Origin of the sequence: Hyphomicrobium sp. ghe19 (genome assembly GCF_902712875.1) — a bacterium.
Lineage (GTDB): Bacteria > Pseudomonadota > Alphaproteobacteria > Rhizobiales > Hyphomicrobiaceae > Hyphomicrobium_B.
In genome coordinates this window covers 1852417-1877869 of the sequence record NZ_LR743509.1, presented here as the reverse complement: position 1 = coordinate 1877869, position 25453 = coordinate 1852417, and the positions used below count along the sequence as shown (strand labels likewise).

General features: G+C 60.8%; 25 protein-coding genes and 1 tRNA gene. 13 read left to right on the top strand and 13 right to left on the bottom strand.

Going from position 1 to position 25453, the window contains the following annotated elements; all coding sequences use genetic code 11:
- Positions 1 to 8: 8 nt before the first annotated feature.
- The gene (locus AACL53_RS08955; RefSeq protein ID WP_339084144.1) at positions 9 to 335 is read right to left on the bottom strand and encodes a septal ring lytic transglycosylase RlpA family protein; all 327 of its coding nucleotides are present in this window, start codon (positions 333 to 335) and stop codon (positions 9 to 11) included.
- 364 nt (positions 336 to 699) lie between these two features.
- On the opposite strand from AACL53_RS08955, the gene AACL53_RS08950 reads away from it, so the two are divergent.
- Positions 700 to 1638: a Tim44 domain-containing protein gene (locus tag AACL53_RS08950; RefSeq protein WP_339084143.1), complete on the top strand. Its 939-nt coding sequence runs from the start codon at positions 700 to 702 to the stop codon at positions 1636 to 1638.
- A gap of 115 nt (positions 1639 to 1753) precedes the next feature.
- Here the strand turns inward: AACL53_RS08950 and AACL53_RS08945 are convergent.
- Together AACL53_RS08945 and AACL53_RS08940 are read right to left on the bottom strand one after the other, a co-directional pair.
- Positions 1754 to 1829: transfer RNA gene (locus tag AACL53_RS08945), tRNA-Ile, on the bottom strand.
- A gap of 83 nt (positions 1830 to 1912) precedes the next feature.
- Entirely contained in the window at positions 1913 to 2674 is a 762-nt protein-coding gene (locus AACL53_RS08940) for a hypothetical protein (RefSeq protein WP_339084142.1), read from the bottom strand.
- Between the two features lie 213 nt (positions 2675 to 2887).
- Here AACL53_RS08940 and AACL53_RS08935 point away from each other — a divergent pair, with 213 nt between their 5' ends.
- Positions 2888 to 3616: an SIMPL domain-containing protein gene (locus AACL53_RS08935; RefSeq protein WP_339084141.1), complete on the top strand. Its 729-nt coding sequence runs from the start codon at positions 2888 to 2890 to the stop codon at positions 3614 to 3616.
- Positions 3617 to 3628: 12 nt separating this feature from the next.
- Here AACL53_RS08935 and AACL53_RS08930 read toward each other — a convergent pair whose 3' ends face one another.
- From AACL53_RS08930 to AACL53_RS08920, 3 genes are read right to left on the bottom strand one after another with little or no spacing between them, the layout of a single operon-like run.
- Entirely contained in the window at positions 3629 to 4537 is a 909-nt protein-coding gene (locus tag AACL53_RS08930) for a carbon-nitrogen hydrolase family protein (protein ID WP_339084140.1), read from the bottom strand.
- On the bottom strand, positions 4537 to 5151 hold the full coding sequence (locus tag AACL53_RS08925; protein ID WP_339084139.1) for a GNAT family N-acetyltransferase: 615 nt from the start codon (positions 5149 to 5151) through the stop codon (positions 4537 to 4539). The genes AACL53_RS08930 and AACL53_RS08925 overlap by 1 nt, the downstream gene beginning before the upstream one ends.
- Before the next feature lie 14 nt (positions 5152 to 5165).
- Entirely contained in the window at positions 5166 to 5600 is a 435-nt protein-coding gene (locus tag AACL53_RS08920) for a ketosteroid isomerase-related protein (protein WP_339084138.1), read from the bottom strand.
- A 131-nt stretch (positions 5601 to 5731) separates the two neighbouring features.
- Between AACL53_RS08920 and AACL53_RS08915 the strand changes: the two genes are divergently transcribed.
- Positions 5732 to 6352: a TIGR02466 family protein gene (locus tag AACL53_RS08915; protein ID WP_339084137.1), complete on the top strand. Its 621-nt coding sequence runs from the start codon at positions 5732 to 5734 to the stop codon at positions 6350 to 6352.
- A gap of 36 nt (positions 6353 to 6388) precedes the next feature.
- On the opposite strand, the gene AACL53_RS08910 is transcribed toward AACL53_RS08915, so the two are convergent.
- Positions 6389 to 6808 carry a secondary thiamine-phosphate synthase enzyme YjbQ gene (locus tag AACL53_RS08910; protein WP_339084136.1) on the bottom strand — a complete coding sequence of 140 codons (420 nt, stop codon included), beginning with the start codon at positions 6806 to 6808 and terminating at the stop codon, positions 6389 to 6391.
- Positions 6809 to 6845: 37 nt separating this feature from the next.
- On the opposite strand from AACL53_RS08910, the gene AACL53_RS08905 reads away from it, so the two are divergent.
- The gene (locus AACL53_RS08905; RefSeq protein ID WP_339084134.1) at positions 6846 to 7304 is read left to right on the top strand and encodes a GreA/GreB family elongation factor; all 459 of its coding nucleotides are present in this window, start codon (positions 6846 to 6848) and stop codon (positions 7302 to 7304) included.
- A 45-nt stretch (positions 7305 to 7349) separates the two neighbouring features.
- Here the strand turns inward: AACL53_RS08905 and AACL53_RS08900 are convergent, their stop codons facing one another.
- From AACL53_RS08900 to AACL53_RS08885, 4 genes are all read right to left on the bottom strand, one after another.
- Entirely contained in the window at positions 7350 to 7862 is a 513-nt protein-coding gene (locus AACL53_RS08900) for a VOC family protein (RefSeq protein WP_339084133.1), read from the bottom strand.
- Between the two features lie 343 nt (positions 7863 to 8205).
- Complete coding sequence (gene rpoD / locus AACL53_RS08895; protein ID WP_339084132.1) at positions 8206 to 10182, bottom strand: RNA polymerase sigma factor RpoD; 1977 nt, start codon at positions 10180 to 10182, stop codon at positions 8206 to 8208.
- A gap of 114 nt (positions 10183 to 10296) precedes the next feature.
- Positions 10297 to 12264, bottom strand: coding sequence for a DNA primase (gene dnaG, locus AACL53_RS08890; RefSeq protein ID WP_339084131.1), 1968 nt, complete (start codon positions 12262 to 12264; stop codon positions 10297 to 10299).
- Between the two features lie 184 nt (positions 12265 to 12448).
- The gene (locus AACL53_RS08885) at positions 12449 to 12886 is read right to left on the bottom strand and encodes a GatB/YqeY domain-containing protein (RefSeq protein ID WP_339084130.1); all 438 of its coding nucleotides are present in this window, start codon (positions 12884 to 12886) and stop codon (positions 12449 to 12451) included.
- 173 nt (positions 12887 to 13059) lie between these two features.
- Between AACL53_RS08885 and carA the strand changes: the two genes are divergently transcribed.
- The 7 genes from carA (at position 13060) to greA (ending at position 22245) form a co-directional block, all read left to right on the top strand.
- On the top strand, positions 13060 to 14259 hold the full coding sequence (carA, locus tag AACL53_RS08880; RefSeq protein WP_339084129.1) for a glutamine-hydrolyzing carbamoyl-phosphate synthase small subunit: 1200 nt from the start codon (positions 13060 to 13062) through the stop codon (positions 14257 to 14259).
- A gap of 30 nt (positions 14260 to 14289) precedes the next feature.
- Positions 14290 to 15342, top strand: a complete 1053-nt coding sequence (locus tag AACL53_RS08875; RefSeq protein WP_339084128.1) for a ChaN family lipoprotein — start codon at positions 14290 to 14292, stop codon at positions 15340 to 15342.
- 115 nt (positions 15343 to 15457) lie between these two features.
- Positions 15458 to 16084 (top strand): hypothetical protein, encoded by a 627-nt coding sequence (locus tag AACL53_RS08870; RefSeq protein ID WP_339084127.1) that lies wholly within the window; start codon positions 15458 to 15460, stop codon positions 16082 to 16084.
- Between the two features lie 36 nt (positions 16085 to 16120).
- Positions 16121 to 16846 carry a hypothetical protein gene (locus AACL53_RS08865; RefSeq protein ID WP_339084126.1) on the top strand — a complete coding sequence of 242 codons (726 nt, stop codon included), beginning with the start codon at positions 16121 to 16123 and terminating at the stop codon, positions 16844 to 16846.
- A gap of 132 nt (positions 16847 to 16978) precedes the next feature.
- Entirely contained in the window at positions 16979 to 18205 is a 1227-nt protein-coding gene (locus tag AACL53_RS08860) for an MFS transporter (RefSeq protein WP_339084125.1), read from the top strand.
- Between the two features lie 149 nt (positions 18206 to 18354).
- On the top strand, positions 18355 to 21630 hold the full coding sequence (gene carB, locus AACL53_RS08855; protein ID WP_339084124.1) for a carbamoyl-phosphate synthase large subunit: 3276 nt from the start codon (positions 18355 to 18357) through the stop codon (positions 21628 to 21630).
- 141 nt (positions 21631 to 21771) lie between these two features.
- Positions 21772 to 22245: a transcription elongation factor GreA gene (greA, locus tag AACL53_RS08850; protein ID WP_339084123.1), complete on the top strand. Its 474-nt coding sequence runs from the start codon at positions 21772 to 21774 to the stop codon at positions 22243 to 22245.
- Positions 22246 to 22307: 62 nt separating this feature from the next.
- On the opposite strand, the gene AACL53_RS08845 is transcribed toward greA, so the two are convergent.
- Both AACL53_RS08845 and AACL53_RS08840 read right to left on the bottom strand, forming a co-directional pair.
- On the bottom strand, positions 22308 to 22871 hold the full coding sequence (locus AACL53_RS08845) for a hypothetical protein (protein ID WP_339084122.1): 564 nt from the start codon (positions 22869 to 22871) through the stop codon (positions 22308 to 22310).
- A gap of 25 nt (positions 22872 to 22896) precedes the next feature.
- Positions 22897 to 23385: an Lrp/AsnC family transcriptional regulator gene (locus tag AACL53_RS08840; protein WP_339084121.1), complete on the bottom strand. Its 489-nt coding sequence runs from the start codon at positions 23383 to 23385 to the stop codon at positions 22897 to 22899.
- A gap of 135 nt (positions 23386 to 23520) precedes the next feature.
- Between AACL53_RS08840 and AACL53_RS08835 the strand changes: the two genes are divergently transcribed.
- Together AACL53_RS08835 and AACL53_RS08830 are read left to right on the top strand one after the other, a co-directional pair.
- Complete coding sequence (locus AACL53_RS08835; protein ID WP_339084120.1) at positions 23521 to 24558, top strand: mitochondrial fission ELM1 family protein; 1038 nt, start codon at positions 23521 to 23523, stop codon at positions 24556 to 24558.
- Between the two features lie 27 nt (positions 24559 to 24585).
- Positions 24586 to 25335, top strand: coding sequence for a CPBP family intramembrane glutamic endopeptidase (locus AACL53_RS08830; protein ID WP_339084119.1), 750 nt, complete (start codon positions 24586 to 24588; stop codon positions 25333 to 25335).
- The last annotated feature ends 118 nt before the right edge of the window (positions 25336 to 25453 follow it).

Genomic DNA, 25453 nt, shown 5'->3' with positions numbered 1-25453 from the left:
CGCACCGGCTAACGATGGGTAAGTTCCACACGCATCAAGTCCGAGGAGCCGATCGCGTTCGCGGCTCCTTCCGATAAATCGATGATGCGTCCTTTCACAAACGGACCGCGATCGACGATCGTGACGATCACTGACCGGCCGTTGGCCAAGTTTCTCACCTTGACGCGCGTTCCGAAGGGAAGGGTGCGATGGGCAGCCACTTTGCTCCGGCACGTCATCTTTCGCCCGCTGGCACTATCGTGGTGACAATACCGAGACGCGATCCCAATCTGACCGGCGGCGACGCCCTCCGGAATTAGGATCGCAAAAACCGCCATAACAATGATTGCGCGCATATCGACCTGCCAGTTTACCGATGTCCGGGCTGTAACCATGCGCAGCGGAAATCGGTTGCAAGATATGTGTGGTTAAAAAATTCATGCGCATCGTTCGGCTCGGAATGTCAGCAGCCTATGGCCAATGACGGACCAAGGTTGAGTTGCGCTCATTCGCGCAAAAGCCGGACGACATGATCTTCATCCCTGATCACCAGCACCTCGCTCTGAGCTCTTGCTTGTCGCAAGACAAGATATGCGACCCGTCCCATTGAGCGGCTGCTGCGACATCGAAAAAGACGGGTCTTGCGTCGGTCAACATCCGTGACATTTAGCGATCGAACACCCATATGGCTTCCGAAGTCATTTCTGTTCGGGGATATCTATGTCGTTTTCACGTTTGGTCGCTCTCATCCTTACTTTGGCGGCGGGGTTCGCGATTGTCGCAGCCGACGTCGCCAATGCTCGCGCTGGTGGCGGCAGAAGCTTCGGCAGCAGGGCAGGTAAAACCTTCATGGCGCCGCCGCCGACGAATACGGCTCCGAAGGCTGCGCCAATCGAAAGATCCATGGCTCCGAAAAGCGCTCCCGCAAGCGCACAGCCAGGCGCCGCGGCAGCGCAACCCTCGCGCTTCGGTGGAATGCGCGGCCTGCTCCTGGGCGGTTTGTTCGCGGCCGGCCTCGCAAGCATCTTCGGATTCGGCGCATTGGCGAGTGTCCTCGGATTTCTCCTGCAGTTCGCGCTTATCGCCGGCATCGTCTACCTCGTGCTGATGCTGCTCAGAAATCGCAGCCAGTCCGCGTTTGGGCGCGCCGTTCCACAGGGCGCCGGCAGGACGCCGCAGCGCGATACGCTTGCGCAAGCCGGCCTCGCCCGCGCCTCCTCAACCAGCGCCGGTGCGTCTGAACCGTCGCTGACGATCGGTGGGGATGACTTCGATTCGTTCGAGAGACGGCTCGGGGACATTCAAACCGCGTATGGCCGCGAGGACGTTGACAAGCTGGGAGCCTTGACCACGCCAGAAATGCTCTCCTATTTCAGCGAGGAAATTTCCGAACAGGCCAAGCAGGGGCTGCGCAATGAAATCTCCGGCGTAAAACTCCTGCAAGGTGATCTGGCGGAGGCTTGGCGCGACAACGGCTCGGACTATGCGACGGTTGCGATGCGCTACTCCCTCATCGACGCAACGGTAGAACGGGAGACGGGTCGCGTCGTCTCCGGTGATCTTACCCGTCCGACCGAAGCAACAGAACTCTGGACGTTCCGTCGTGACGATCGTGCTCGTGCCGATGGCTGGCAGCTTTCGGCCATCCAGCAGGCGTAACCCGAAGCCGACGTGCGAGGGCAAATTTCAAGGCGCTGATTTCGGTCAGCGCCTTTTTCGAGGCGCATGCGTCTCTAATCCGGCTGCCTTCCGGCTAGTAATGTATTGAGGGTATTGGTGGGCCCGCCAGGACTCGAACCTGGAACCAGACGGTTATGAGCCGTCAGCTCTAACCATTGAGCTACGGGCCCGCACGCGCTTCTCTTAACAGATGTTCGCAGAAGGACCAGTACCGCTGGGCAATTCTGCGTTGGCATTCTGTCGCCACATAACTTTATCGGATTTTCTGCCCCCCACGGCGCTTGTCGTAGAGGTCATCATAGGTTTTGCCGGTGGCCAAACGATAAGCCGCGTTGCGCACGACGCGAAAATTGCGCTGCAGGCCGCGCCGGAGCGCCCAGCCCGGTCGGGTCGGGTCGCGAATGCTGTCGTGCACGATGACGGCGTCGGGAAGAGCATCGTGCAGTTCTATGCCTGCAAGCCTGATCGGCAGCGTTCCGATCGAATAAATTCCGGAACTATCCGACATCGCATGGATCAGCATGAATTCGGCTGATTGGCCGGGGCGCGCGTTGCGACACGTGCTTTCCCACCCGGCGATGAAGGCGTCGGACCCTGATGTCGGGCGCAGCAGCATGACGCGAGTTGTCGGCTTCAACGCTCGTTGCGTTCCTTTGGCGGTGCCCTTCGTTCGCATGACGACGTCACCACGCGTCTTCAGTATATCGCTGATGTCACCGCGGACCCGGCAATCGACATCCATGAAGACGAGATTTTCTTCCGGGTAGTCGCGACGCGCATGAGCAAGAACAGTCGGCTTCTGCCGGGTCTGCGAGTACCAGTCGCCTTCGACGATCGGACGCGCGTAAAGGTGATGCGAGATTCGATGCTCGGCGAGGTTTTGTGCGAAGGCCCGTGCTGCAGGTTCGTAGTTCGGTGTAAAAAATCCGATGACGAGAAAGTCCGAGGCGAAGGTCTGACGGATGTCGGAATCTTGGCTTCTATTGCCGGAACCTTCGCGAACCTTCGTTTCCATCGTTCCTCGGGTCTCGGTGTCTTCGGGAATTCATGTTGCGCAGCCGCATGACGGCGAAGGCCGCATGCTATAGCAGGAGATCCGAGCGTCGCAAGGCTGCCCGGGAGCGCACCGACGCGCCAAAAATCGCGCGTTCAGCTGAAATACAGGATTTTGCCCTCTTTTGCCCGCGAACCGCTTATAGCGACCGGGGACAAAGGTGAGGAGACCAACATGCCAACCGCTCTGCGTTCTCGATTTCTCGTTTCGGCGCTCTCAGGTGCCGTCGCGACGGGTTTCCTCATGACACAGGCAACAGGATTGCAGGCCCAGCAGATGCCCATCGAACGCTCGATCACGGTCTCCGCAACCGGCACCGCAGAGGCCGAACCTGATAGCGCTCGCATCACTTCAGGCGTCACGACGGAAGCCAAGACCGCGCGTGAAGCTTTGACCGCCAACAGCGAGACGATGAGCAAGGTCATCTCGGAGCTCAAAGCGAAAGGGATCAATCCGAAGGATATCCAGACCGCAGCTTTCAACGTCGAGCCGGTGATGGATTATTCCAAGGACGGACAACCGCCGCAGCTCCGGGGATATCGCGTCACCAATCAGGTCGTCGTGTACGTGCGCGTCCTCGATAAACTGGGCGAGGTTCTCGACGAGATCGTAAGCGCAGGCGCCAATCAAATTCAGGGATTGGCGTTCGTGGTTTCCAAAGAGGATACGCTGAAGGACGATGCCCGCAAGGAAGCCATTGCCAATGCTTTGCGGCGCGCCAAGCTTCTGGCCGCAGCCGCCGGCGCCGAGGTCGGCAACGTTTTGCAGATATCGGAAGAAACGCAGGCAAGCGGCCCCGTGACCTATGCCCCGCGGTTGGCAAAGGCAGACATGTCCGTTCCTATCGAAGCCGGAACGAGCACGCTCGAGGCCCGCGTGACAGTCACCTGGGCGCTGAAATAGCGCCGCCCGGCATCAGATCAGCTTGACGATTTCGACGTCGACCTTCGCCGTCGTCCCGCCGCCGGGCTGCTTCAACCAGTCACCGTAATTGTGCATCTCGCCTGTCTCGCGAACGCGCGCGAGACGGGCGAGGTCGATGTTGGCCGTCACCCACTCGGCGGCGTTGAGTGTGCCTTGGGCGAGTATGCCGGTATCCGATACGTCATGTTCGGAGGGCACGTAAATGCCCGCGGCGCCGGCATTGAAGTCGACGGCGGGCGACCAAGGCGCGTCGCCGACGGTCGGGCTCTGGACGGCGGCAATCGTATTCTCGAGCGCGCGAGCCATCGAGCCGGTGCGAACCCGGTGATATCCGGAGACCCGCTCCGTGCATGAGGGAACGAGCAGCACTTCTGCTCCCGTTTCCGCCATTGCCCGCGTGATGAGGGGGAATTCGCTGTCATAACAGATTGCGACGCCAATGGTGCCGAGCGATGTCGAGAACACGCGCACCGGACCGCCTGCGGTGACGCCCCAACCATGCTCGAACGGCGTCATCACGAGCTTCTCCTGCTCGCCGACCGAACCTTTCGGCGTAACGAGCTGAGCGGCGTTGACGAAGCGGCCGTCGATCTTCTTCGTCGGTCCAGAACCGACGAGGATATGCACGTTATGTTTCGCCGCGAGCTCCAGATGGAACTGGACGCGGCTCTCTTTCAGCTCCGCAACTTTCGCCAGCGTCGCTTGCAAATCTTCGTAGATCTCCGGGCCAAAGCAGGCAGCCTGCTCGATTGCCGCGTATTCCGGAAATACCAGAAGCTCCGCACCGGTCGCCGCGCCGTTCTTGACCCAGAGCGCGATCTTCTTCTCCCATTCGGCAAGCGTCTTCGGCTGGCCGATCGGATATTGCGAGCTCGCAACTTTAAGATGCTTCGCGGTCATCAGAGGGTCTTCATCCAGAACTGCATCTTGTGGGACGTCTCGCCGGGCTGATCGATGTCTTGCCAGTCGTAGGTCGCGATGATCCCGTCGACAGGAGCATACCCGCGCTTGCGCCAGAACGGATCAAGTGGGGCATAATCCGCCGGCTTCAACGGATGATCGTCGGGCCGAACGACCCGGCAGAATGACGAATGAGTGAACCCGCCAAGCTTTTTCGCCTGACCCTCACGGCCGTCGAAGAAAGCGTGGCCGAGTCCGTGACCACGGTGGCTCTTCAGCAGCACGCTCTCGCCGCAATAGAAGATCTTCGTGATGTCGTATCCGGCTTTTCTGAAGGGCTCGCCGAATTCGTCCGCGTGTTCGATCATCGGCGCACCGGTCGACGCGCCGACCATCTGGTCGCCGTCATAGGCCGCGATGACGACGGCCCCTTTGGCCTTTGCGAACTTCTCGAGATATTTTTGTTCGTATTCGAGCGTGCCCTCGTAGAGATACGGCCAATCGCGAAACACGATCATCCGCAGGCGGCTGAGATCGGGAAGGACTTTGAGAATGTCCTCCCCGGTCACCGATTTGACGTCGAGTTTCTTCTTGTCGCCCGCGGTAGTCGCCATATCTCGTCGATGCCTCAGCCCGCAACCTGCGCGATCCAATCCGTCAGATTGTAATAGGTGGTGACGCGGGCGATCTTGCCGTCGCGGACCGCGAAGAACGTGCCGGCCGGCAGAACGTATTTCTGGCCGACGGCGTCCGGCAAACCTTCTTCCGTGTTCTTGTAAGTTCCATGCACGTTGAATTCGGCCGCAGCCCGTGTTGCGTCCTTGGAGACGAGGACGACGATGTCCTTCAGCTCTTCCTTGTAATTGTGCGTCATGCGCGCATTGAAGGCGCGAAACTTTTCTTTGCCCTGGCGCCGCTCGCCCTGGTTGACGTCGTGGATCACGTCGTCCGTCAGGAAGTCGAGCATGACGTCGGTTTCGCCGCGATTGAAGGCCGCGTAGTAGTCGCGGATCAGGGCTGCTGTTGCGGCGCGTGCTTGCGATTCAGGCGAGGTGTCGGACATCGGTTGTCTCCCGGAAGGCTCTGCGATTGATTTGCCGCGGTGTTTAGCAGGTCGGAACCGGCCCTTCCATGCGCAAGCGTGCTGGGGTAAACGCGACATTTCACCTTCGATTGCGCAGCGGGGAGAAGTCGATGGCGCGCCTTCAAGAGCTTTTCGTCACCCAGATCTACCGGGAAGAGCTCCAGCGCGGCCCAACATCGTCGCTGCTCCAAGAGCTTGGGGAGGCGGCGCGCGAAATCTCCGCCCAAGACCGGGCAGGGCAGGCGTGGTCGAAGGCGAACGATTATGCGGGATATACATCTTATGCTTCGCTAGACGACCTGCCCGACAGGCACCCGGCATTTGCCGATCTCGTCGCGGTATTGGATCGGCACGCAAGCGCATTCGCGAAAACGCTCGAATTCGAGCTGACAGGGAAGCGCCTCGCCCTCGACAGCCTATGGATCAATGTCCTGAAGCCGGGCGGCTTTCACACCGCGCACATCCACCCGCATTCGGTGATCAGCGGCACGCTTTACCTCGCAGTCCCGAAGGACGCGAGCGCGATCAAATATGAGGATCCGCGGTTGCCGATGATGATGGCCGCACCAACGCGCAAGCCATCCGCAAAAGAGAAGAACAAGACGTTCGTCGCGGTCGCCCCGGCAGCGGGCACGCTGTTGCTATGGGAAAGCTGGCTCCGGCACGAGGTGCCCGTCAACCACGCGAAGGCCGAGCGGGTGTCGGTTAGCTTCAATTATCGTCTCGATTGATCGATCGCGCCGGCGAGGGCCCGAGGCGCGCGTCGGCTACGCTCCAAGCACGTGGATGACGACCTGCCGGGTATGCGGTCGACGCCGGTGCTCGAATAGGTAGATGCCTTGCCACGTGCCGAGCAGCATTCGCCCGTCCGCGATTGGGATAGCGAGCGTCGTCTGGGTTAGCGCACTCTTAACGTGCGCCGCCATGTCGTCCGGACCTTCCGACTGGTGCAAGAAGAGCGGATCGCCATCCGGAACCAGACGCCGGAAAAAGGCCCCGAGATCGAGCTGGACGTCCGGATCGGCGTTCTCCTGGATCAGCAGCGAGGCAGACGTATGGCGGCAGAAAACATGGGCCAAGCCGGTCAAAATGCCGGCGTCTTCGACGACCCGAACCACCGCTGCCGTGAATTCCACGAGGCCCGCGCCATCGGTTCTGATTTCCAGCGTTTCCTGGTGCTGTCGCATTCTGGTGCCTGCCTCCGAGAGAGCCTATATAAGGGGGATGAGCAGAGCATTCGTCAAAGAATCGGACGCAGTAGAGGAGCTTCCCGAGAAGCTCGTCTCTGAGCACCGCAATCTGGTAACGCCGGAAGGCTTGGCTCAAATCGAGGCCGAGGTGGGAAGGCTGCAGGCGGAGCTTGCGGAAGCGCAGCGCTCGGGCGACCGGGATGCGATCCAACGGGCTTCGCGCGATTTCCGCTATTGGAACCAACGTTTCGGCAGCGCCGAAGTTCAGAGCCCGCCGGCCGGCTCATCGGTCGTCTCGTTTGGATCGCTCGTGACCCTTGAACGGGACGACGGCCGTATCCAGAAATACCGCCTGGTCGGTGAAGATGAATCGAACCCGGCGAAAGGCAAGATTTCCTACACCTCTCCATTGGCGCAAGCGCTGATGGAGAAGAGCGTCGGTGACGTCGTACAAGCGGGCACCGGCGAAGCCGAGATCGTGAAGATCGAGTAGAGCTGCTCACCGACTCGGAGGCATCGCGGCCCATGCGCTGGTTCGTTATTTGCAATCGCCTGCGTCGGACGATCGCATAAACGTCTTCATCGCTTCCTGGATTTCGGCAGCACTCATGTCGCGCTGATGCGTTGCGATCGACCACTTGTGGCCAAACGGATCTTCGATGATGCCGTAGCGATCGCCCCAGAACATATCGGCGATCGGTATCAGAGGGATTGCCCCGGCTTTCACTGCTCGCTCGATGAACGCATCGACGTCGCCAACGTAAAGATGGATCGTAACGGGACTGCCGCCGAGCGCTAATGGCGAAAGCGAACCCCATTCCGGGTCCTCATCGACGAGCATCACCTGCGCATTGCCGATTTTGATGGCGCCGTGCATCAGCTTGCCGTTCTTACCAGGCAATCGCATGATCTCGACCGCGCCAAAAGCCTTCTTGTAAAAGTCGATGGCATCGCTGGCGCCAGAGCAGACCAAATGCGGAGTGATCGTTTGAAGGTCGTCACTTCGGATGCCGTCGTCGGTCTTCTCCTGTGTTTCCTGTGTTTGGGTCATTTCGCTCCTCCATTTTTTATTTGGCGGCCGCGTAGGTCTTTTTATTGGGGAGCGTGGGTGATCGAAGGCCGTGGCTACCAAGCTCCCTGCGGCAGCTTTCGCGAGAATGTAGTCTTCTTCAAGAAGCGCCAAGCGCCGAAAATGGCTCGAGAAACGGCTGAGCACCCCAAATACGGCGCTCAAGCGCGCCGCAACGGCCTGCAATGCGTGTACGTTATGGTTTACCGCGCACGCACTCAAAGGTTCACGCCGCCGCCGGAGCAGGCCCTGCAGGCAATGCGGGGCGTGCGCGCTGTTTCGTGGGGCTGGAAATAAAAAAGGGCCGCTTTCGCGGCCCTTTCAATCAGTTATCCAGGAAGCTGCGCAGCTTCCGCGAGCGGCTCGGATGCTTCAGCTTTCGCAAAGCCTTCGCCTCGATCTGACGGATACGTTCGCGCGTCACCGAGAACTGCTGGCCGACTTCTTCCAGCGTGTGATCGGTATTCATGCCGATGCCGAAGCGCATGCGGAGAACACGCTCCTCGCGCGGCGTCAGCGAAGCAAGAACGCGCGTCGTCGTATCCCTGAGGTTCGATTGGATCGCCGCTTCGATCGGCAGCACCGCGTTGCGGTCCTCGATGAAGTCCCCGAGATGCGAATCCTCCTCGTCCCCGATCGGCGTCTCGAGAGAGATCGGCTCCTTGGCGATCTTCAGAACCTTGCGCACCTTCTCGAGCGGCATCGCGAGCTTTTCAGCCAGCTCTTCCGGCGTCGGCTCGCGTCCGATCTCGTGCAGCATCTGCCGCGACGTGCGCACGATCTTGTTGATCGTCTCGATCATGTGCACGGGAATACGGATCGTTCGCGCTTGGTCCGCGATCGAGCGCGTGATCGCCTGCCGGATCCACCACGTCGCGTAGGTCGAGAACTTGTAACCGCGGCGGTACTCGAACTTGTCGACGGCCTTCATCAAGCCGATGTTGCCTTCCTGGATGAGATCCAGGAACTGCAGACCGCGGTTCGTGTATTTCTTCGCAATCGAGATGACGAGCCGAAGGTTGGCCTCGACCATTTCCTTCTTCGCCTGTCGTGCCTCGCGCTCGCCCTTCTGAACGGCTTTGACGATGCGGCGGTATTCCGGAATCTCGAGACCCGTCTCGGTCGCGAGCTGATGGATCTCGCCCCGGATCTGCTCGACCTGACCACGTTCGGTCTTGACGAACGAGCCCCACTTCTTGCCGTTGTTGGCAACGCGGTCGAGCCATGTCTGGTCGAGTTCGTTGCCGTAATATTCGTCGATGAAATGCTGACGCGGCACGCCGTAGCTGTCAGCCAAGCGCATCAGTCGTCCTTCAAGACCGATGAGGCGCTTGTTGATCGCGTAAAGCTGCTCGACGAGGCTTTCGATACGATTGTTGTTGAGCGACAGCGACTTCACGTCGACGATGATCTCGTCGCGGATTTTCTCGTAGGCCTTCTGCTGCTGGCGCGAGCCCTGATCGCCGACGAGCTGCTGTTCAAGCTTCTTGTCCTGCTGCTTGCGCAGCTTTTTGTAGGTCTGGGCGATCTTGTCGAAGGTCTCGAGGACCTTCGGCTTCAGTTCCGCTTCCATCGCGGCAAGCGACATCGCGTTCTCGAACTCGTCCTCGTCGTCGCCTTCGCCGGACTGTGTCTCGGAATCGGCCTCAGCCGGACCTTCGCCCGGAAGTGCCGAAACTTCCTTGGCCTCGGGGCCTTCATACGTGGCTTCGAGATCGATGATGTCGCGGAGAAGAATCTTGCCGTCGTTGAGCTCATCCCGCCAAATGATGATCGCTTGGAAGGTGAGGGGGCTTTCGCAGAGACCCGCGATCATTGCCTCGCGACCGGCTTCGATGCGCTTTGCGATCGCGATCTCGCCTTCACGCGACAAAAGCTCGACCGATCCCATTTCGCGCAAGTACATGCGGACGGGATCGTCGGTGCGTTCGGCGGGCTCCGACTTGGTCTCGGATTTGACGAGCGAGCTGCTGTTCTGAGTGACGAGGGCGCGGCCCTCTTCATCCTCGGCCAGCTCTTCGGCTGCTTCTTCCTTTTCCTCGCCTTCTTCGGTCTCGACGACCGTGATGCCCATGTCGGACAACGTGGCGTAAAGGTCCTCGATCTGGTCGGACGAAACCTCCTCCGACGGCAGAACCGAATTCAGCTGGTCGAGCGTGACGTAACCCTTCGCCTTCGCTGTCTTCAGAAGACGCTTTACGGCCTGGTCCGACAGGTCGAGTAACGGGCTGTCGCGTTCTGGAGTATCGGCGGCCTGGTCTTTGTCTTCCGTCTTCTGGACTGCCTGCTGGGCGCGTGCCATCCTTGGTTCCTTGTCGTCTGCGCCGCTCCCGCACGAGAGGGGCTAAATCACAAAATCTTGGCTTCGAACCGCCGCGTGCTGCAGCTCGCCGAAGCGGGAATGCTAACCACACGCCTATCCGGCGCGCTTAAAGTCCGAATTGTCGTCGTCGGGTTGATCGAACTCGTCCATTTGATCTATCGCCGTCTCGCTGGCGATCTGGCGTTTGATGTCGAGAAGGCGATTTTCTGCGTCTTCTGTGCAATCCCGATACCAAGCCTCCTCGGCGTTCTTCAGGGCAAGGCCAAGCTCTGCCTGTCGCTGCTGGAGCGCAAGAATATGGTGCCAGGCGGCTTCGACATCGGCGGCGGAGGCATCTGGCTCGGCAAAACGGTCGCTTTTGTGCGTAATCGTTCGCGCGACGAGGTCCACCACCTTTGCAACCCCCGATTTGCTCAATTGGGTTCGTAAAGTTGCGCTGTCAAGGGAATTCTGGCGCGCATGCACCGCTAAAATTTCATCGCGAAGCGCTGAAATCGCAGGGGAGGCGAACTCGATGACCGCAACAGCCTCCGAATGCTCATCAATCAGCCATGGATGGTTAATAAGTGTTTTCAGAATAAGAGCCTCTCGCGGAAGGATGCTCTGAAAATGACTTACCAGCTCAGGACTGGCCGTCATTGCGCCAGGATAACCTGGCTTCTTCGGGAAGCGCTTCTCGGGTCCATTGAGACGGTGGCGCTCGCGTCCACGCCAGTCAGGCGCCGCCACCGGCCGGGCGTACGAGGACTGGACGGATGGCCCGCCGGCGCCCCGGCTCTGTGCGGAAAATCTTTCCCGCCCCAGTTGATACAACCTGTCGCGTAGCTCTCGGGAGTAGTAGCTACGAACTGTCGCGTCCTGAATTAATTCGGTCAGCGCTTTGAGACGCTCTTCCAGGGCCGCCCGCTGTTCCGGGGTGCCGATTGGCTGGGCTTTCACCTCCCGGTCCCAAAGAACGTCGATGAGCGGGCGCGTCTTCTCCAAAACTTCGGTCATAGCGCCAGCGCCCCGCTGCCGAATGAGATCGTCCGGGTCGAGGCCGTCTGGCAGAAAGGCGAAGGCGACACTGAAGCCAGGCTTGACCAATGGAAGCGCGATTTCGACGGCACGGTCAGCTGCCTTGCGGCCGGCGCCATCGCCGTCGAAGCACAACAGCGGTTCTGGTGCAAAACGCCACAAGAGCTTCAACTGGTCTTCGGTGAGCGCAGTTCCAAGAGGCGCAACTGTTTCGACAAATCCGGCCTCGGCGAGCGCCACGACGTCCATATAGCCCTCGACCGCGATGACCCTGTTTTTGTCGTGGGCTGCGGCCCGGGCACGCGCGGCGTTGAAGAGGATGTGGCCCTTATGGAAGAGCGGCGTTTCCGGAGAATTCAGGTATTTGGCGGGCGCGTCCTTGTCGAGCGCCCGGCCACCGAACGCGATGACACGTCCCTTCAGATCGAGGATCGGAAAGATCACCCGATTGCGGAAACGGTCGTAAGGCTCGGGGATGTCGTCCCCGGAAATGAGCATTCCGGCGGTCGCCATGTCGGCAGCCGAGAACCCCTTGCCCTTGAGGTGCGCACCGAGCGCTGAGCGCGAGTTCGGCGCGAACCCGAGCCGAAAGGTCTGGATCGTCTCACGCGCCAGTCCGCGCCTCTCGAGATACCCTCGGGCCTCGGAACCCCGATCCGTCCGCAAGCTGTCCTCGAAGAACGCCGCCGAAGCCTCAAGGAGCCGGTAAAGCCGCTCACGCTGGTCTTCCTGCTCGACATTGCGCTCAGTGGCCTTCGGCATCGCCACGCCGGCTTCAGCAGCGAGCCGCTCGACGGCCTCCGGGAACTCGAGACCCTCCGTCTTCATCAGGAAGGTGAAGATGTCGCCGTGCTCGCCGGACGCGAAGCAATGGTAGAAGCCCTTCTGATCGTTCACGAAAAACGAGGGCGATTTCTCCGTCTTGAAGGGTGAGAGGCCTCGGAACTCACGGCCGGATTTCTTCAGCGCAACCTTGCGGCCGACAACCTGGCTCACGAGCAGCCGGGAGCGAATTTCATCCAGAAGGTTCGGACTGAAGCGCATCGGCGTGGTGGGCCTCGATGAAGCGGAGTCTTATGCCGAGGCCCCTTTTGGGTTCGCCTCGGCACGCAACTGAATAGGTGATTCGCCTAGAAGCACGGCGCTTCAATGCCTTGTTGCCCCAAACCATACCCGCTTTCCACAGAGGGCGCGTTTCGAGCAGATCGCGCAGCCTCGATTGGTCGGCTCAGCCAAGCGCGGCTTTGACCGCAGCGCTCGCCTTCTGAAAATCCATTTGGCCCGCGTACTTGGCTTTGAGCACGCCCATGACCTTGCCCATGTCTTTGGCCGACGTGGCGCCTGCTTCCTTGATTGCGTCGGCGACCGCGGCGGCGACGGCGCCTTCGTCCATCTGCTTCGGCAGATAGGCCTCGATGATGTCGATTTCGGACTGCTCGGTGGCTGCAAGATCGGGGCGGCCGCCGCTTGTATACTGCGCGATCGAATCCCGGCGTTGTTTCACCATCTTCGTCATGACGGCGAGGACGCCCGCGTCATCGAGTTCCTTCCTCGTTTCAATCTCCGCGGTTTGGATAGCGGCGTTGATGAGCCTCAGTGTCGCGACCTTCGGCTTGTCACCGGCTTTCATTGCCGTCTTGAGATCGGCGCTGATCTTGGCGCGCATGGGTAACCTCTCCTTGAAACTGAGGGATTGGTTTACGAGGTGCATGTATCTCCCGGCAAGCGTTGCGGGACATAAGTTTTAGGAGGTGACCATAATTGACGTTGAATGGTCGTTCCCCTAGATGTTCGGCGCGATTTGAGCTGTTGCTCGAAGACCCATTCAATGGATGACAGATGACCGCACCTGAACCCTGGACAGAAGTGCCTCTGACGGCGCGCCTCGTGCTTGACGATGGCACAGTCATAGCGGGCCGTGGTCTCGGTGCGACCGGTACCGCCGTCGGCGAGGTTTGTTTCAATACCGCGATCACCGGCTATCAGGAAATCCTGACGGACCCGAGCTACGCCGGCCAGATCATTACGTTTACCTTCCCCCATATCGGCAACGTCGGCGCCAATAACGAAGACACCGAGACGTCCAATCTCGCGTCACGCTCGGGTGTCCGGGGCTGCATCTTGCGCGCCGACATCACCCAGCCTTCGAATTACCGCGCCGCCGAAGATCTCGATCAGTGGCTGAAAGCCCGCGGCATCATCGCCATCTCGGGCGTCGATACGCGCGCGCTGACGGCGCGCATCCGCGAGAAGGGTATGCCGAATGGCGTCATCGCCCACGATCCATCCGGCAAGTTCGACATCGATGCACTGAAGGCCGAGGCGAAAGCCTGGCACGGTCTCCTGGGTCTCGATCTCGTCCCTGAAGTCACCAGCGGTCAGAGCTACTCTTGGGATGAGCAGCGCTGGGTCTGGAACAAAGGCTTCGAGCGTAACGAGAACCCTGAATTCCACGTCGTCGCTATCGACTACGGCCTGAAGCGCAACATCCTTCGCTGCCTCGCGTCCGCGGGCTGCAAGGTGACCGTCGTTCCGGCAACGGAAAAAGCTGAGGACGTGCTCGCCCGCAATCCGGACGGCGTCTTCCTGTCCAACGGGCCGGGAGATCCCGCAGCGACCGGCGAATACGCGGTGCCGGAAATCAAGAAGCTCGTCGACAGCGGGAAGCCGGTGTTCGGCATTTGCCTCGGTCATCAGATGCTCGGCCTCGCGCTGGGCGCGACAACAAAGAAAATGCATCAAGGCCACCACGGCGCCAATCACCCGGTGAAGGATTTCACGACGAACAAGGTCGAGATCGTTTCGATGAACCACGGCTTCGCAGTCGATCGCGAGAGCCTGCCCGGCGGCGTCGTTGAAACGCACGTCTCGTTGTTTGACGGTTCGAATTGCGGCTTGGCGCTCGAAGGCAAGCCCGTGTTCTCCGTGCAGCATCACCCGGAAGCTTCTCCCGGCCCGCAGGACAGCCACTATCTGTTCACGCGCTTCGTCAACATGATGCGCAAGCAAAAGGGATTGCCGGCGAGCCGAGAGCGCTGACCGGTGAAAAAATCGGGGGGAGCGAGAGGCTTGGGAAGCCTGCTCGCAGCCGTTTTTTCGGTGCTGACCTTTGCAGCGGACGCGCAGGCTTGTGCGTTCGAGCAAGGCCCATTCCTGCAAGAGATCGCGCGACAGGCGAAAACCTGTTCGCACCCTCTTTGCGGACAAATTCTCGCAACCGCCGATGCCGAGCCCGTAGCCGCCAATGCGTCGTGTGCAGACCATCCATGGATGCGTCTCAAGACCGAGGCAGCCACCGCTATTTCTTCGGGCGGCGCGCTGATCCTCGGTGAGACCCACGACAACGCCGAGCATCATCTTCTGCAAGCCGCGGCTCTCGCCGAATTTGCAGACAGGTCGAATGCGAAGCGCCCCGCGGTTGTCTTCGAGCAACTTCGCGCCGACCAGGAGACGGGCGTCGCGAGCTTCAGGGCGCTGCCGGGAAACGCATCAGGAAGCGCAACCTCTAAAACGCGCACTGTCGACGATCTGAAGCGCCTCGTGGACTGGGATAAATCCTCGTGGCCGAAGAATGTCTACGAACCTCTGTTCAGCGCCGCGATTGCACTCGATCTGCCGATCTATGCGGGCGACGTCGCTCGCGCCGAAATCATGAAGGCTGCCAAAGGAGGGGAGGGCGCCGTCGCCTCTGACGACCGTTCGCGCCTCAGTCTCGATGTGCCCTTGGGCGAAAAGCTCGACGCCGCCTCGGTGAAGGAAATCGAGGCCTCCCATTGCGGGGCGCTTCCGAAAGAGGCATTCGGCGGCATGGCCTACGCGCAGCGCTATCGCGATGCGCATCTGGCCGATGCGGTTATCGCGGCCGGACGAACCAACGGCGCAGCCTTTCTGATCGCCGGCACGGGACACGCGCGGACGGATCGCGGCGTGCCCTGGTATGTTCGTCAGCAGGCGCCGGAGAAGCAGATCGTCTCGGTGATGTTCATCGAGGTCGAAGACGGCAACGCCGACGCTCAGTCCTACATACCACGCGATCCGGATGGCCAGCCGGCCGCCGATTTCGTCGTCTTCACGGCACGCACTGAACGCGGTGACCCTTGCGAGAAGATGCGCAAAAAGTAGTCCCGCTCAAAGCGCGCCCCGAATGGCCGATTCCACAAATCAACCTTGCTGAACTTTAAGATCGCTTCACGTGCCGATCTGGGTATAACGCAAGGAAAAAATCTGGAGGAAATCGATGCGCGCGCTCTGCCTGGCCGTCCTCTCGCTCACCCTAGCGACACCGGCCTTCGCTTCCGACTGCACGAACGACGTGCTGGCAGCCTTTGAGAAACAGCGCGCGTCGAAGGCATTCCGCGTCGAATTCAGCCAGCCGACGGCTGAGGGCGAGGCGCATATGCGAATAGACTACATGCCGCCCAATCGCATGCTGCAGACCGTGACGTCGCCGGCGATGCCGGGCGAGCAGCAGACGATGCTGGTCGGCGATCGCGCCTTCGCCGGAACCAGCGGAGCCATGGAAGAGCTGCTGCCCCAGTATACCCAGTCGATCGTCGCCGAGGTGAACCAGGCCGTGTACGCGCCGCCCAAGGGTCTTGGTGACTTCGAATGCCTGGGCCCCGCGAAGCTCGATGGCCAGGATTTCATCGCCTATCGCACCGCGGACAAATCTCCGCCGGAAGCTGATCATACCAAGATCATGGCGCGGACGATTTATGTCGATCCGACGAGCGGACTACCGGCCTTCAACGTCGTGGCGTCCCGCGCGGACGGCGCGAACCCCGTTTTGAAGGTCAAGTATTCCTACCCGACCGATATCGACATCGTTGCGCCCACGAACGCTCCCGTGCAAAAGCTCCGTTAAATCCAGCCGCAGCCCGGCATAATTTAGGATATTCGTATGCGCCGCATCGCGCTCGCCCTCGTCACCGTCGCCGCCTTCTCCAGCAATGTTCTGGCGCAAGCCCCGACCCCCGGGGCGGCTCCGGGAGCAAAGCCCAACGCCAATCCGTGCAGCGATGAAGTTTCCGCTGCGCTTCAAAAGTTGCGGAAGTCGTCGTGGTTTCGCATGGACACTCACATGCTGACCGAGAACGGCCCGTCGACGATGCAGGTCGATTACGTTCTTCCCGATCGCATGCACCAGACAGTCACCGCGAAACTGACCAATAAGACGACGGAATTGATCCTCGTCGGCAACGAAGCGTGGTCGAAGCAGGATGATACCGGCTGGAAGCCGGTGCCGCCCAAAGTCGCGAGCCAGATCAAGGAACAGATGCAGGACTCTGTCGTGACGCAGCAGACGGATGTCGGCAGCTACGCCTGCAAGGGCCGCACGACCATCGACGGCCGCGATGTCCTGTCCTACCGGCTCGACACGGAAGCCGAGAAGGGCTCCACGGCAGATCCCAACCAGGCGTTCCGAATGTTCTACGTCGATGCGCTCACGGGCCTGCCGGTCAGCAATACGCTGCTGGCGCCGGGGCACGAGGACAAGCCGATCTTCAAGACGAGCTATACGTTCCCGATCGACCTGAAGATCGAACCCCCGAAGGATGTGGCGGCGCCCTCGGCTGCCCAGCAGCCTGCCGAGACGCCTGCCGCCGACCCCGCTGCGGGCAAATAGCCTTCGAGCACGATCCGTCATCTCATGCGTGCCAGCCGCGATGCTGGCCATGCTCCCTGAGATGGCTGGTATGACCGGTTTGGCCGATGACCGGGGCCCCCTTCGGCGCTAGAAGCAGCGCCGGAGAATTCAATGACCACGATAGAATCGTCACGCTCGGCGCTGCGCGCGCCGATGGCAACGGCCTCCCTTACTGTCCTCGTCGCAGTCAGCTTCTGTCATCTGCTCAACGATGTGATGCAGTCGCTGCTGGCAGCCGTCTATCCGATGCTAAAGCACGATTATGCCCTGAACTTTTGGCAGATCGGGCTTCTCACGATGGCGTTCCAGGTAACGGCGTCGCTGCTGCAACCCTTCATCGGCTATTTCACCGACAGGCGCCCGGTTCCCCATTCGACCAGCATCGGTATGGGCTCGACGTTCATTGGACTCATGATGCTGGCGTACGCGACGAGCTATGCGGTGCTCCTCGTGGGCGCCGCCTGCGTCGGCATCGGCTCGGCTATCTTCCACCCGGAATCGTCCCGCATCGCGCGGCTCGCATCTGGCGGCCGTCATGGATTTGCGCAATCGCTGTTTCAACTCGGCGGGAATTTTGGCACCGCGCTCGGGCCGTTGCTCGCGGCTTTCATCGTGTTGCCGCGCGGGCAGCAGAGCATCGCCTGGTTCGGCGCAATCGCGCTCGTCGGCATGGTGATCCTCTGGAAAGTCGGCGAATGGGGAACGACAGCGCGGGGCAAGGTCAGCAAAGAGATGCTGCCCGCGGGGCTCATTCATTCGCGCCAGCGGACGGCCGTCGCCCTGACGGTTCTGGCCCTCTTGGTCTTCACGAAAAACATCTACATGGCGAGCCTATCGAGCTACTACACCTTCTACGCCATTCATCGCTTTGACGTCTCCGTGCAGCAGTCGCAGTTGATGCTGTTTGCGTTTCTCGGAGCGTGCGCCGCAGGCACCATTCTCGGCGGCCTGTTCGGCGATCGATTCGGTCCCAAGATGGTGATCTGGTTCTCGATCCTCGGCTGCCTGCCGTTCACGCTGGCGCTGCCGTATGCCGACCTCAACTGGACGATCGCCCTGTCTGTGGTGATTGGCCTCATCCTGTCGTCGGCCTTCCCGGCGATCGTCGTCTTCGCGCAAGAACTCGTGCCCGGCCGGGTCGGCATGATCGCCGGCATCTTTTTCGGCTTCGCGTTCGGCATGGCGGGCATCGGAGCGGCGGTCTTAGGCGTCGTGGCCGACGCGCGCGGCATAGATTATGTCTACCAGATCTGCTCTTACCTGCCGTTTCTGGGCCTGCTGACGGTCTTTCTTCCGCGATCCGATGCACAGGAACGTGACAAGGTGAAAAAGGGATAAACACGCTTATCCTCGAAGAACGGCCTCGCGAAAAATTTTCGGGGTTTCCCCCGCGGGGCGCATTGCCTATAAGGCCCACTTAGCCCGACCTCTGATCCAATCCTGAGCCGACCGCGATATCGCGAGCCTCGGCCAAATCCGTGCGCCGAATGCCAAAACGAACTGACATAAACTCAATTCTCATCATCGGCGCAGGCCCGATCGTCATCGGACAGGCGTGCGAGTTCGATTATTCCGGCACCCAGGCCTGTAAGGCGCTGAGGGCGGAGGGCTATCGGATCATCCTCGTCAATTCCAATCCGGCGACGATCATGACCGACCCGGATCTCGCGGATGCGACCTACGTCGAACCGATCACGCCGGAAGTGGTGACCAAGATCATCGCCAAGGAGCGCCCCGACGCGATCCTTCCGACGATGGGCGGACAGACGGCTCTCAACACCGCGCTCGCACTCCACAAGCAGGGCATCCTGCACAAATACGGCGTCGAGCTCATCGGCGCCAAAGCCGAAGCCATCGACAAGGCCGAGGATCGCCAGCTCTTCCGCGAAGCCATGCGCGAGATCGGCCTCGAAACGCCGCGCTCGGAACTCGTGAACTCGCGCGACGAGGCGACGGCGGCGCTCGAGATTGTCGGACTGCCGGCGATCATCAGGCCGTCGTTCACGCTCGGCGGCACGGGCGGTGGTATCGCTTACAATCGCGAAGAGTACTTCGAGATCATCGAACGCGGCCTCGATGCGTCGCCGACGTCCCAGGTCCTGGTCGAGGAGAGCGTCCTCGGCTGGAAAGAATTCGAGATGGAGGTCGTTCGCGACAAGGCGGACAACTGCATCATCATCTGCTCGATCGAGAACATCGATCCGATGGGCGTGCACACGGGCGACAGCATCACCGTCGCGCCGGCGCTGACGCTGACCGACAAAGAATACCAGATCATGCGCGACGCCTCGATCGCGGTGCTGCGCGAGATCGGCGTCGAAACCGGCGGCTCGAACGTTCAGTTCGCGGTCAATCCGGCCGATGGTCGTCTCGTCGTTATCGAGATGAATCCGCGCGTTTCGAGATCGTCGGCGCTAGCGTCGAAGGCGACGGGCTTCCCGATCGCCAAGGTCGCGGCCAAACTCGCCGTCGGCTACACGCTCGACGAAATCCAGAACGAAATTACGGGCGGCGCGACGCCGGCTTCGTTCGAGCCGACGATCGACTATGTCGTCACGAAAATCCCGCGCTTCGCCTTCGAGAAATTCCACGGCGCCGATACCACGCTGACGACGTCGATGAAATCGGTCGGCGAAGCCATGGCCATCGGCCGGACGTTCGCGGAAAGCATGCAGAAGGCGCTTCGCTCGATGGAAACCGGCCTGACCGGTTTCGACGACGTGCAGCTCGAGGGCCTCGGCCAAGGCGACGACAAAAACGTCGTTCGCGCTGCCGTCTCCCGCCCGACCTTCGATCGCATCTTGAAGGTGGCGCAGGCATTCCGCGAGGGCTTCTCGCTCGATGAAATTCATCAGTACTGCAAGATCGATCCCTGGTTCCTGACCGAGATCAAAGCCATCGTCGACACGGAAGCGCGGATCCTCGCGCACGGGTTGCCGAAGTCGGCTTCGCAACTTCGCGCGCTCAAAGCGCAAGGCTTCTCGGATGCTCGCCTCGCCAAGCTCGGTAAGACGACCGAAACGGCGTTTCGCGAGGCTCGTAAAGCGGCGGGCGTCGAACCCGTATTCAAGCGCATCGACACGTGTGCCGCCGAGTTCGCGTCGCCGACCGCGTACATGTATTCGACATACGAAACGGGCCTCAGCGGCGACCCTGTTTGCGAGGCCGATCCGACGGCCAAGAACAAAATCGTGATCTTGGGCGGCGGACCGAACCGCATCGGCCAAGGCATCGAATTCGACTACTGCTGCTGCCACGCCTGCTTTGCGCTGACGGCTGCCGGCTTCGAAACGATCATGATCAACTGCAACCCCGAGACGGTCTCGACGGATTACGACACATCCGACCGCCTGTTCTTCGAGCCGCTGACTGCCGAGGATGTCCTCGAAGTCATTCGCGTCGAAAGCAAAAAGGGCACGCTCAAGGGCGTGATCGTCCAGTTCGGCGGCCAGACGCCGCTGAAACTCGCGAGCGCTTTGGAAGAAGCCGGCGTGCCGATCCTCGGAACGTCGCCCGACGCCATCGATCTCGCCGAAGATCGCGATCGCTTCAAAGCGCTGATCGAAAAACTCCAACTCATGCAGCCCAAGAGCGGCATCGCCAAGTCTCCGGCCGAGGCACGCGGCGTCGCCGAGGAGGTCGGCTATCCCGTCGTCATTCGTCCATCCTACGTGCTCGGTGGCCGTGGTATGGAGATCGTGCACGACGGAGCAGAGGTTGACCGCTACGTCGCCCGTCTTTCCGCGACCCTCGACAAGCCCTCGGAGCTGGTCGTCTCGGCCAAGCGGCCGCTTTTGATCGACAGCTATCTGACCGACGCGGTCGAAGTCGATGTCGACTGCCTGTCGGACGGCAAGGACACCTTCGTCGCCGGCATCATGGAGCATATCGAGGAAGCCGGGATCCACTCCGGCGATAGCGCCTGCTCCCTGCCGCCGTACTCGCTTTCGCCCGCGATGATCGCCGAACTCGAGCGGCAGACCCGGGAGCTTGCGCTCGCGTTGCGCGTCGTCGGCCTGATGAACGTTCAGTTCGCCATCAAGGACAATCAGGTCTTCATTCTCGAAGTCAATCCGCGTGCATCGCGAACCGTGCCCTTTGTTGCGAAAGTCATCGGGCTGCCGATCGCGACGATTGCGGCCGAGGTGATGGCGGGTAAGCCGCTCGCGGCGTTCAACCTGAAGAAGCCATCCTACAAGCACGTCGCGGTGAAGGAAGCCGTATTCCCGTTCGCGCGCTTCCTCGGCGTCGATCCGATCCTCGGACCGGAGATGCGCTCGACTGGCGAGGTCATGGGTATCGACCAAGACTTCGCGATGGCCTTCGGCAAGAGCCAGCTCGGAGCCGGCCTGAAGCTTCCCTCGGGCGGCACGGTTTTCGTCTCGGTCAAGGAAAGTGACAAGGCTCGCGTCGTTGCTCCGGTGAAGGAGCTTGCGGCCATGGGCTTCAAGGTCGTCGCCACCCGCGGCACGAAGCGCTTGCTCGAGGCCAACGGCATTCAGTGTGACGCGATCAACAAGGTGCTGGAAGGTCGCCCGCACATCGTCGACGCGATGAAAAACGGGGATATTCACCTTGTTTTCAATACAACCGAAGGGTCAAAAGCCCTCAGCGACAGCAAGGACATTCGGCGCACGGCCTTGCTTCACCACATACCCTACTATACAACATTGGCGGGGGCAGTAGCGGTTACACGGGCCATTAAAGCGCTGGCATCGGACACGCTGGAAGTGGCGCCGTTGCAGGCCTTCGCCCATCGCTGAGCCTTTCGTCGAGAGTTCGGGACGCGCCGAAAGGCGCGGCCGGGCTTCGCTGCTTTCCTGTATGCCAACTCTACTGTTACCGTGTGTTGGGGGCCTATTCCCCGCAATGGATTAGCCGTTCGGAAGAATTTGGAGAAGATGATGGAACGGGTGCCGATGACGCTTGAGGGTTTCAAGAACCTCGAGGAAGAATTGCACCGCCTGAAGGCAGTTGAGCGTCCGCGCATCATCGCGGCGATTTCCGAGGCTCGCGCCCATGGCGACCTCTCCGAGAACGCAGAGTATCACGCCGCCAAAGAGCAGCAGGGCCTCAACGAAGCGCGCGTCGCCGAGATCGAAGACAAGATCAACCGCGCCGATGTCATCGATATTACGAAGCTTTCCGGCGACACGATCAAGTTCGGCGCGACGGTCACGCTGCAGGACGAAGATTCAGGCGAGAAGGTCACCTATACGATCGTCGGCGATACAGAGGCCGATATGCGCCAGCGCAGAATCTCCATCTCGTCGCCGATCGCGCGTGCGCTCATCGGGAAGGTCAAAGGCGAAAGCGTCGACGTCACGACGCCCAAGGGCACGCGTACGCTCGAAGTCTTGCAGGTGAACTGGGGCTGAGGCTCGGGCCGATCTGAGACAAAACAAACAAAGCTGAGCCTAAGCCGCAAGGCTCAGGCTCGCTACTCGTTGCCGCCATCGAAGAACGCAGAAGCGGAACGGCACTCTTCCTTCGATTGAGTAAGGTCGAAAGAGCGATCCTCTCCGGTTTTTCCGGAAAGTTCGATGTCGCCGGCCCCGCCTTGGATCGCGATGCCGGTCTCGCCGGTCTCGAGGCGAAGCGCACCGCCGCTTTGCGGTGTGAGGCGAAACACGCCGCCGTCGCCTTCGAGAAAGCACTCGAAATCGGTATCGTTGGTTTTGCAGCTCGCGGCCTGTCCATACCATTCCGGGCCGCTTGTCAGCATGAGCCCGAACCCGATTTCAAACCGATCGGCCGAGTTCGGCGTGCCGTCCGAATTCCGCTTCGAAAGGTCGATCTCGATTTTGCGAACGCGCTGGTCCGGATGATCTTTGAGATGGGCTTCGTCATACGTCCGGGCAAAGCAGGGCGCGCCGTCGAGCACATTCGCGAAATAGCTATTGTAGAGATCGTCCGACGTGGCGGCGGCCGAAGGCAATATGCTGACGGCCGAGACAACGAGCGCTCTTCCAATCCGAAGCGCCAGATCAGAAAAGGATGCCATCGGCCCTCCGCAATGCGCGTTCCACTCAGGTCCCTTCGGGGCCAGCCACGGTGATCGGCACCCCGGGCTCCCGTTTTGCCCGGCGGATCGTAAGGTAGGTCTTGACGCTCGCGACGTTGGGCGCCGCAGTCAATTCATCAAGCACGAAGCTCTGGAACCGTTGCAGATCGCGAGCGATACATTTCAGTATAAAGTCGCTTTCGCCGGACAGCATGTAGGCCTCACGGACGAGGGGCCAGCCGAAAATTCTGTTTTCGAATGAACGGAGATCGGACTCGGCCTGATTGTGGAGCCTCACCATCGCAAACGCCGTCAGCGCATAACCGAGCCTTACCTCATCGACGAGAGCAGTATAGCTTGCGATAAGTCCGGCTTCTTCCAACGCCCGAACGCGGCGAAGACAGGGCGGAGCCGATAACCCGATGCGGTTGGCGAGAGCGATATTGGTCATTCGTCCGTCGGCTTGCAGCTCTCGCAAGATCCGCCAGTCCGTTGCGTCGAGTTCAATAGCCATGGAGCCGCGCCACTTCAGGGAGATTCGAGTAATATCAGGAATGTAGAACGGCGCACGAAGTTTCGCTTATTTCTTTAACAAGATCGCCGGCAGCCTCGGCATAGCCGCGGTGAGGAGCCCAAAAGTTTGTCCGTCATGGCACGTAGCGACCCGCCTTCAGCTCCATATGCAGGGATGTTCCAGGGTCAAACGGCCTGGATCTTCTCGGACGGCAAGGCGGGCCACGAAGCTCAGGTCCTGGGCGTCGTCGAAGCGCTGGGTCTGCAGGCCGAGATCCAACGAGTCGAGATAGCGGGCATCTACAAGTTTATGGCCCCCTGGGGTCCGCTGCCGCCCGAGGCTCCCAATGGCGGCAGATTGAGTCTCGACCCGCCATGGCCAGCGTTTGCGTTCGCAACGGGCCGCACGACGATACCCTACATCCGGGCGCTACGGCGGCGAGCCGGCCTCGAGACCTATACTGTCATTCTGATGGACCCCCGAACGGGAGCGAATAGCGCCGACCTCATATGGGTCCCCGCGCACGATCGCCGGCGGGGACCGAACGTCATCTCGACGCTGACGGCCCCGCATCGCTTTTCGCCCGCGCGGCTGTGCGCGCTCAACACCAACGCGCCCCCGAGGATCGCCGGGCTGCCGAGGCCCCGCATTGCCTGCCTGATCGGCGGTCCGAACGGCTATTACCGCTATTCGCCGGCGGACGAGGAGCGCTTGGTCGACGCGTTGGCTGGGTTGGCGGCAAGCGGCGCAGGGCTCATGATCACAACCTCCCGGCGAACCCCCGAGCGGCTCGCGGCTCGGATCAAAAACTCGGTGGCGGCCGAGCGCGCCTATTTCTGGGATGGCGACGGGCAGAACCCGTACCCCGATTTTGTCGCCCACGCGGATATGTTCGTCATCACCGCCGACAGCGTTAGCATGACCTGCGAGGCGGCGGCGACCGGACGTCCGATCTTTATTTTCTCGCCCTCCGGCGGAAGCGCAAAGTTCGACCGTTTCCACTCTGGCCTCGCGTCTTATGGCGCGACCCGGCCTCTACCGCCGCCTGGTGAACCGCTGCCGTCGTGGACCTATGAACCGTTGCATTCGGCCGACGTCATCGCCGCAGAAATTGCCAAGCGCTGGCTCCGGCGTGCCGAAATGCTACCCGGGCTGGTCAAGGCAAAGTCGTAACGAGGGGAGGCGAGAGGTGCAGACGAGATGACGACAGTCTTCTCCCCGAAAGATGTGGTCTCTGGTTCTGCCGATCTCTGTGCCGGTGGAACGCTCGCGCAATCGCTCGACATTATTCATCCTTCGGAACGACGCAGGCTGCAGCTCTGGACGGAGTTCGGACTGATCTACGTCGGAACCCCGCTGCTCATGCGGATTGCCGTTTTCGATTACGGCGTGCCGCTGTTTTATGCGCTCCCCCCCGTGCTCATCGCGTTTGTCGCGTTCCTCTATTTCGATCGCACCTTCAGCCTGAAAACGGAGGCGAGCCGCGGCATCGCGAGATCGACCGTCCTCTCGATACTGGGCACATTCATCGTTGGCAGTGCGCTGATCGGCTCGCTTGTCGCGGTATTGATGCCCGAGCGCCTGTTCGCACTCGCAGCCGAGCGTCCCGGCCTCTGGCTGAAGATCATGGTGCTCTATCCGTTCACGTCGGTCCTGCCCCAGGAGTTCGCGTATCGCGTATTCTTCTTTCACCGCTACGGACCCTTGTTCCATTCGCGATGGAGCCTGATCTTCGTCAACGCCTTGGCATTTGGATTTGGCCACATCCTTTTCCGCAATTGGATCGCGGTCGGCGGAACCTTCGTCATCGGACTGCTCTTGGCTTGGCGGTACGAGCGCACCCGATCATTCTCGGCGGTCTATATGGAGCATGTCCTCTGGGGATGGCTCGTCTTCACCATCGGTCTCGGCGTCTATTTCTTTACCGGCGTCAAAAATCCCGCGTGGTGACGGTCAAGGTGAAGCTTGATTTTGCTCTGTGCCCGGGGCCGTTTGCGACAAGCTGATCCGCCTTCCGGCCCGCCCCCGAAAGTCGCCCCGCGGCACGTCGCACATGGGCGCAATGATG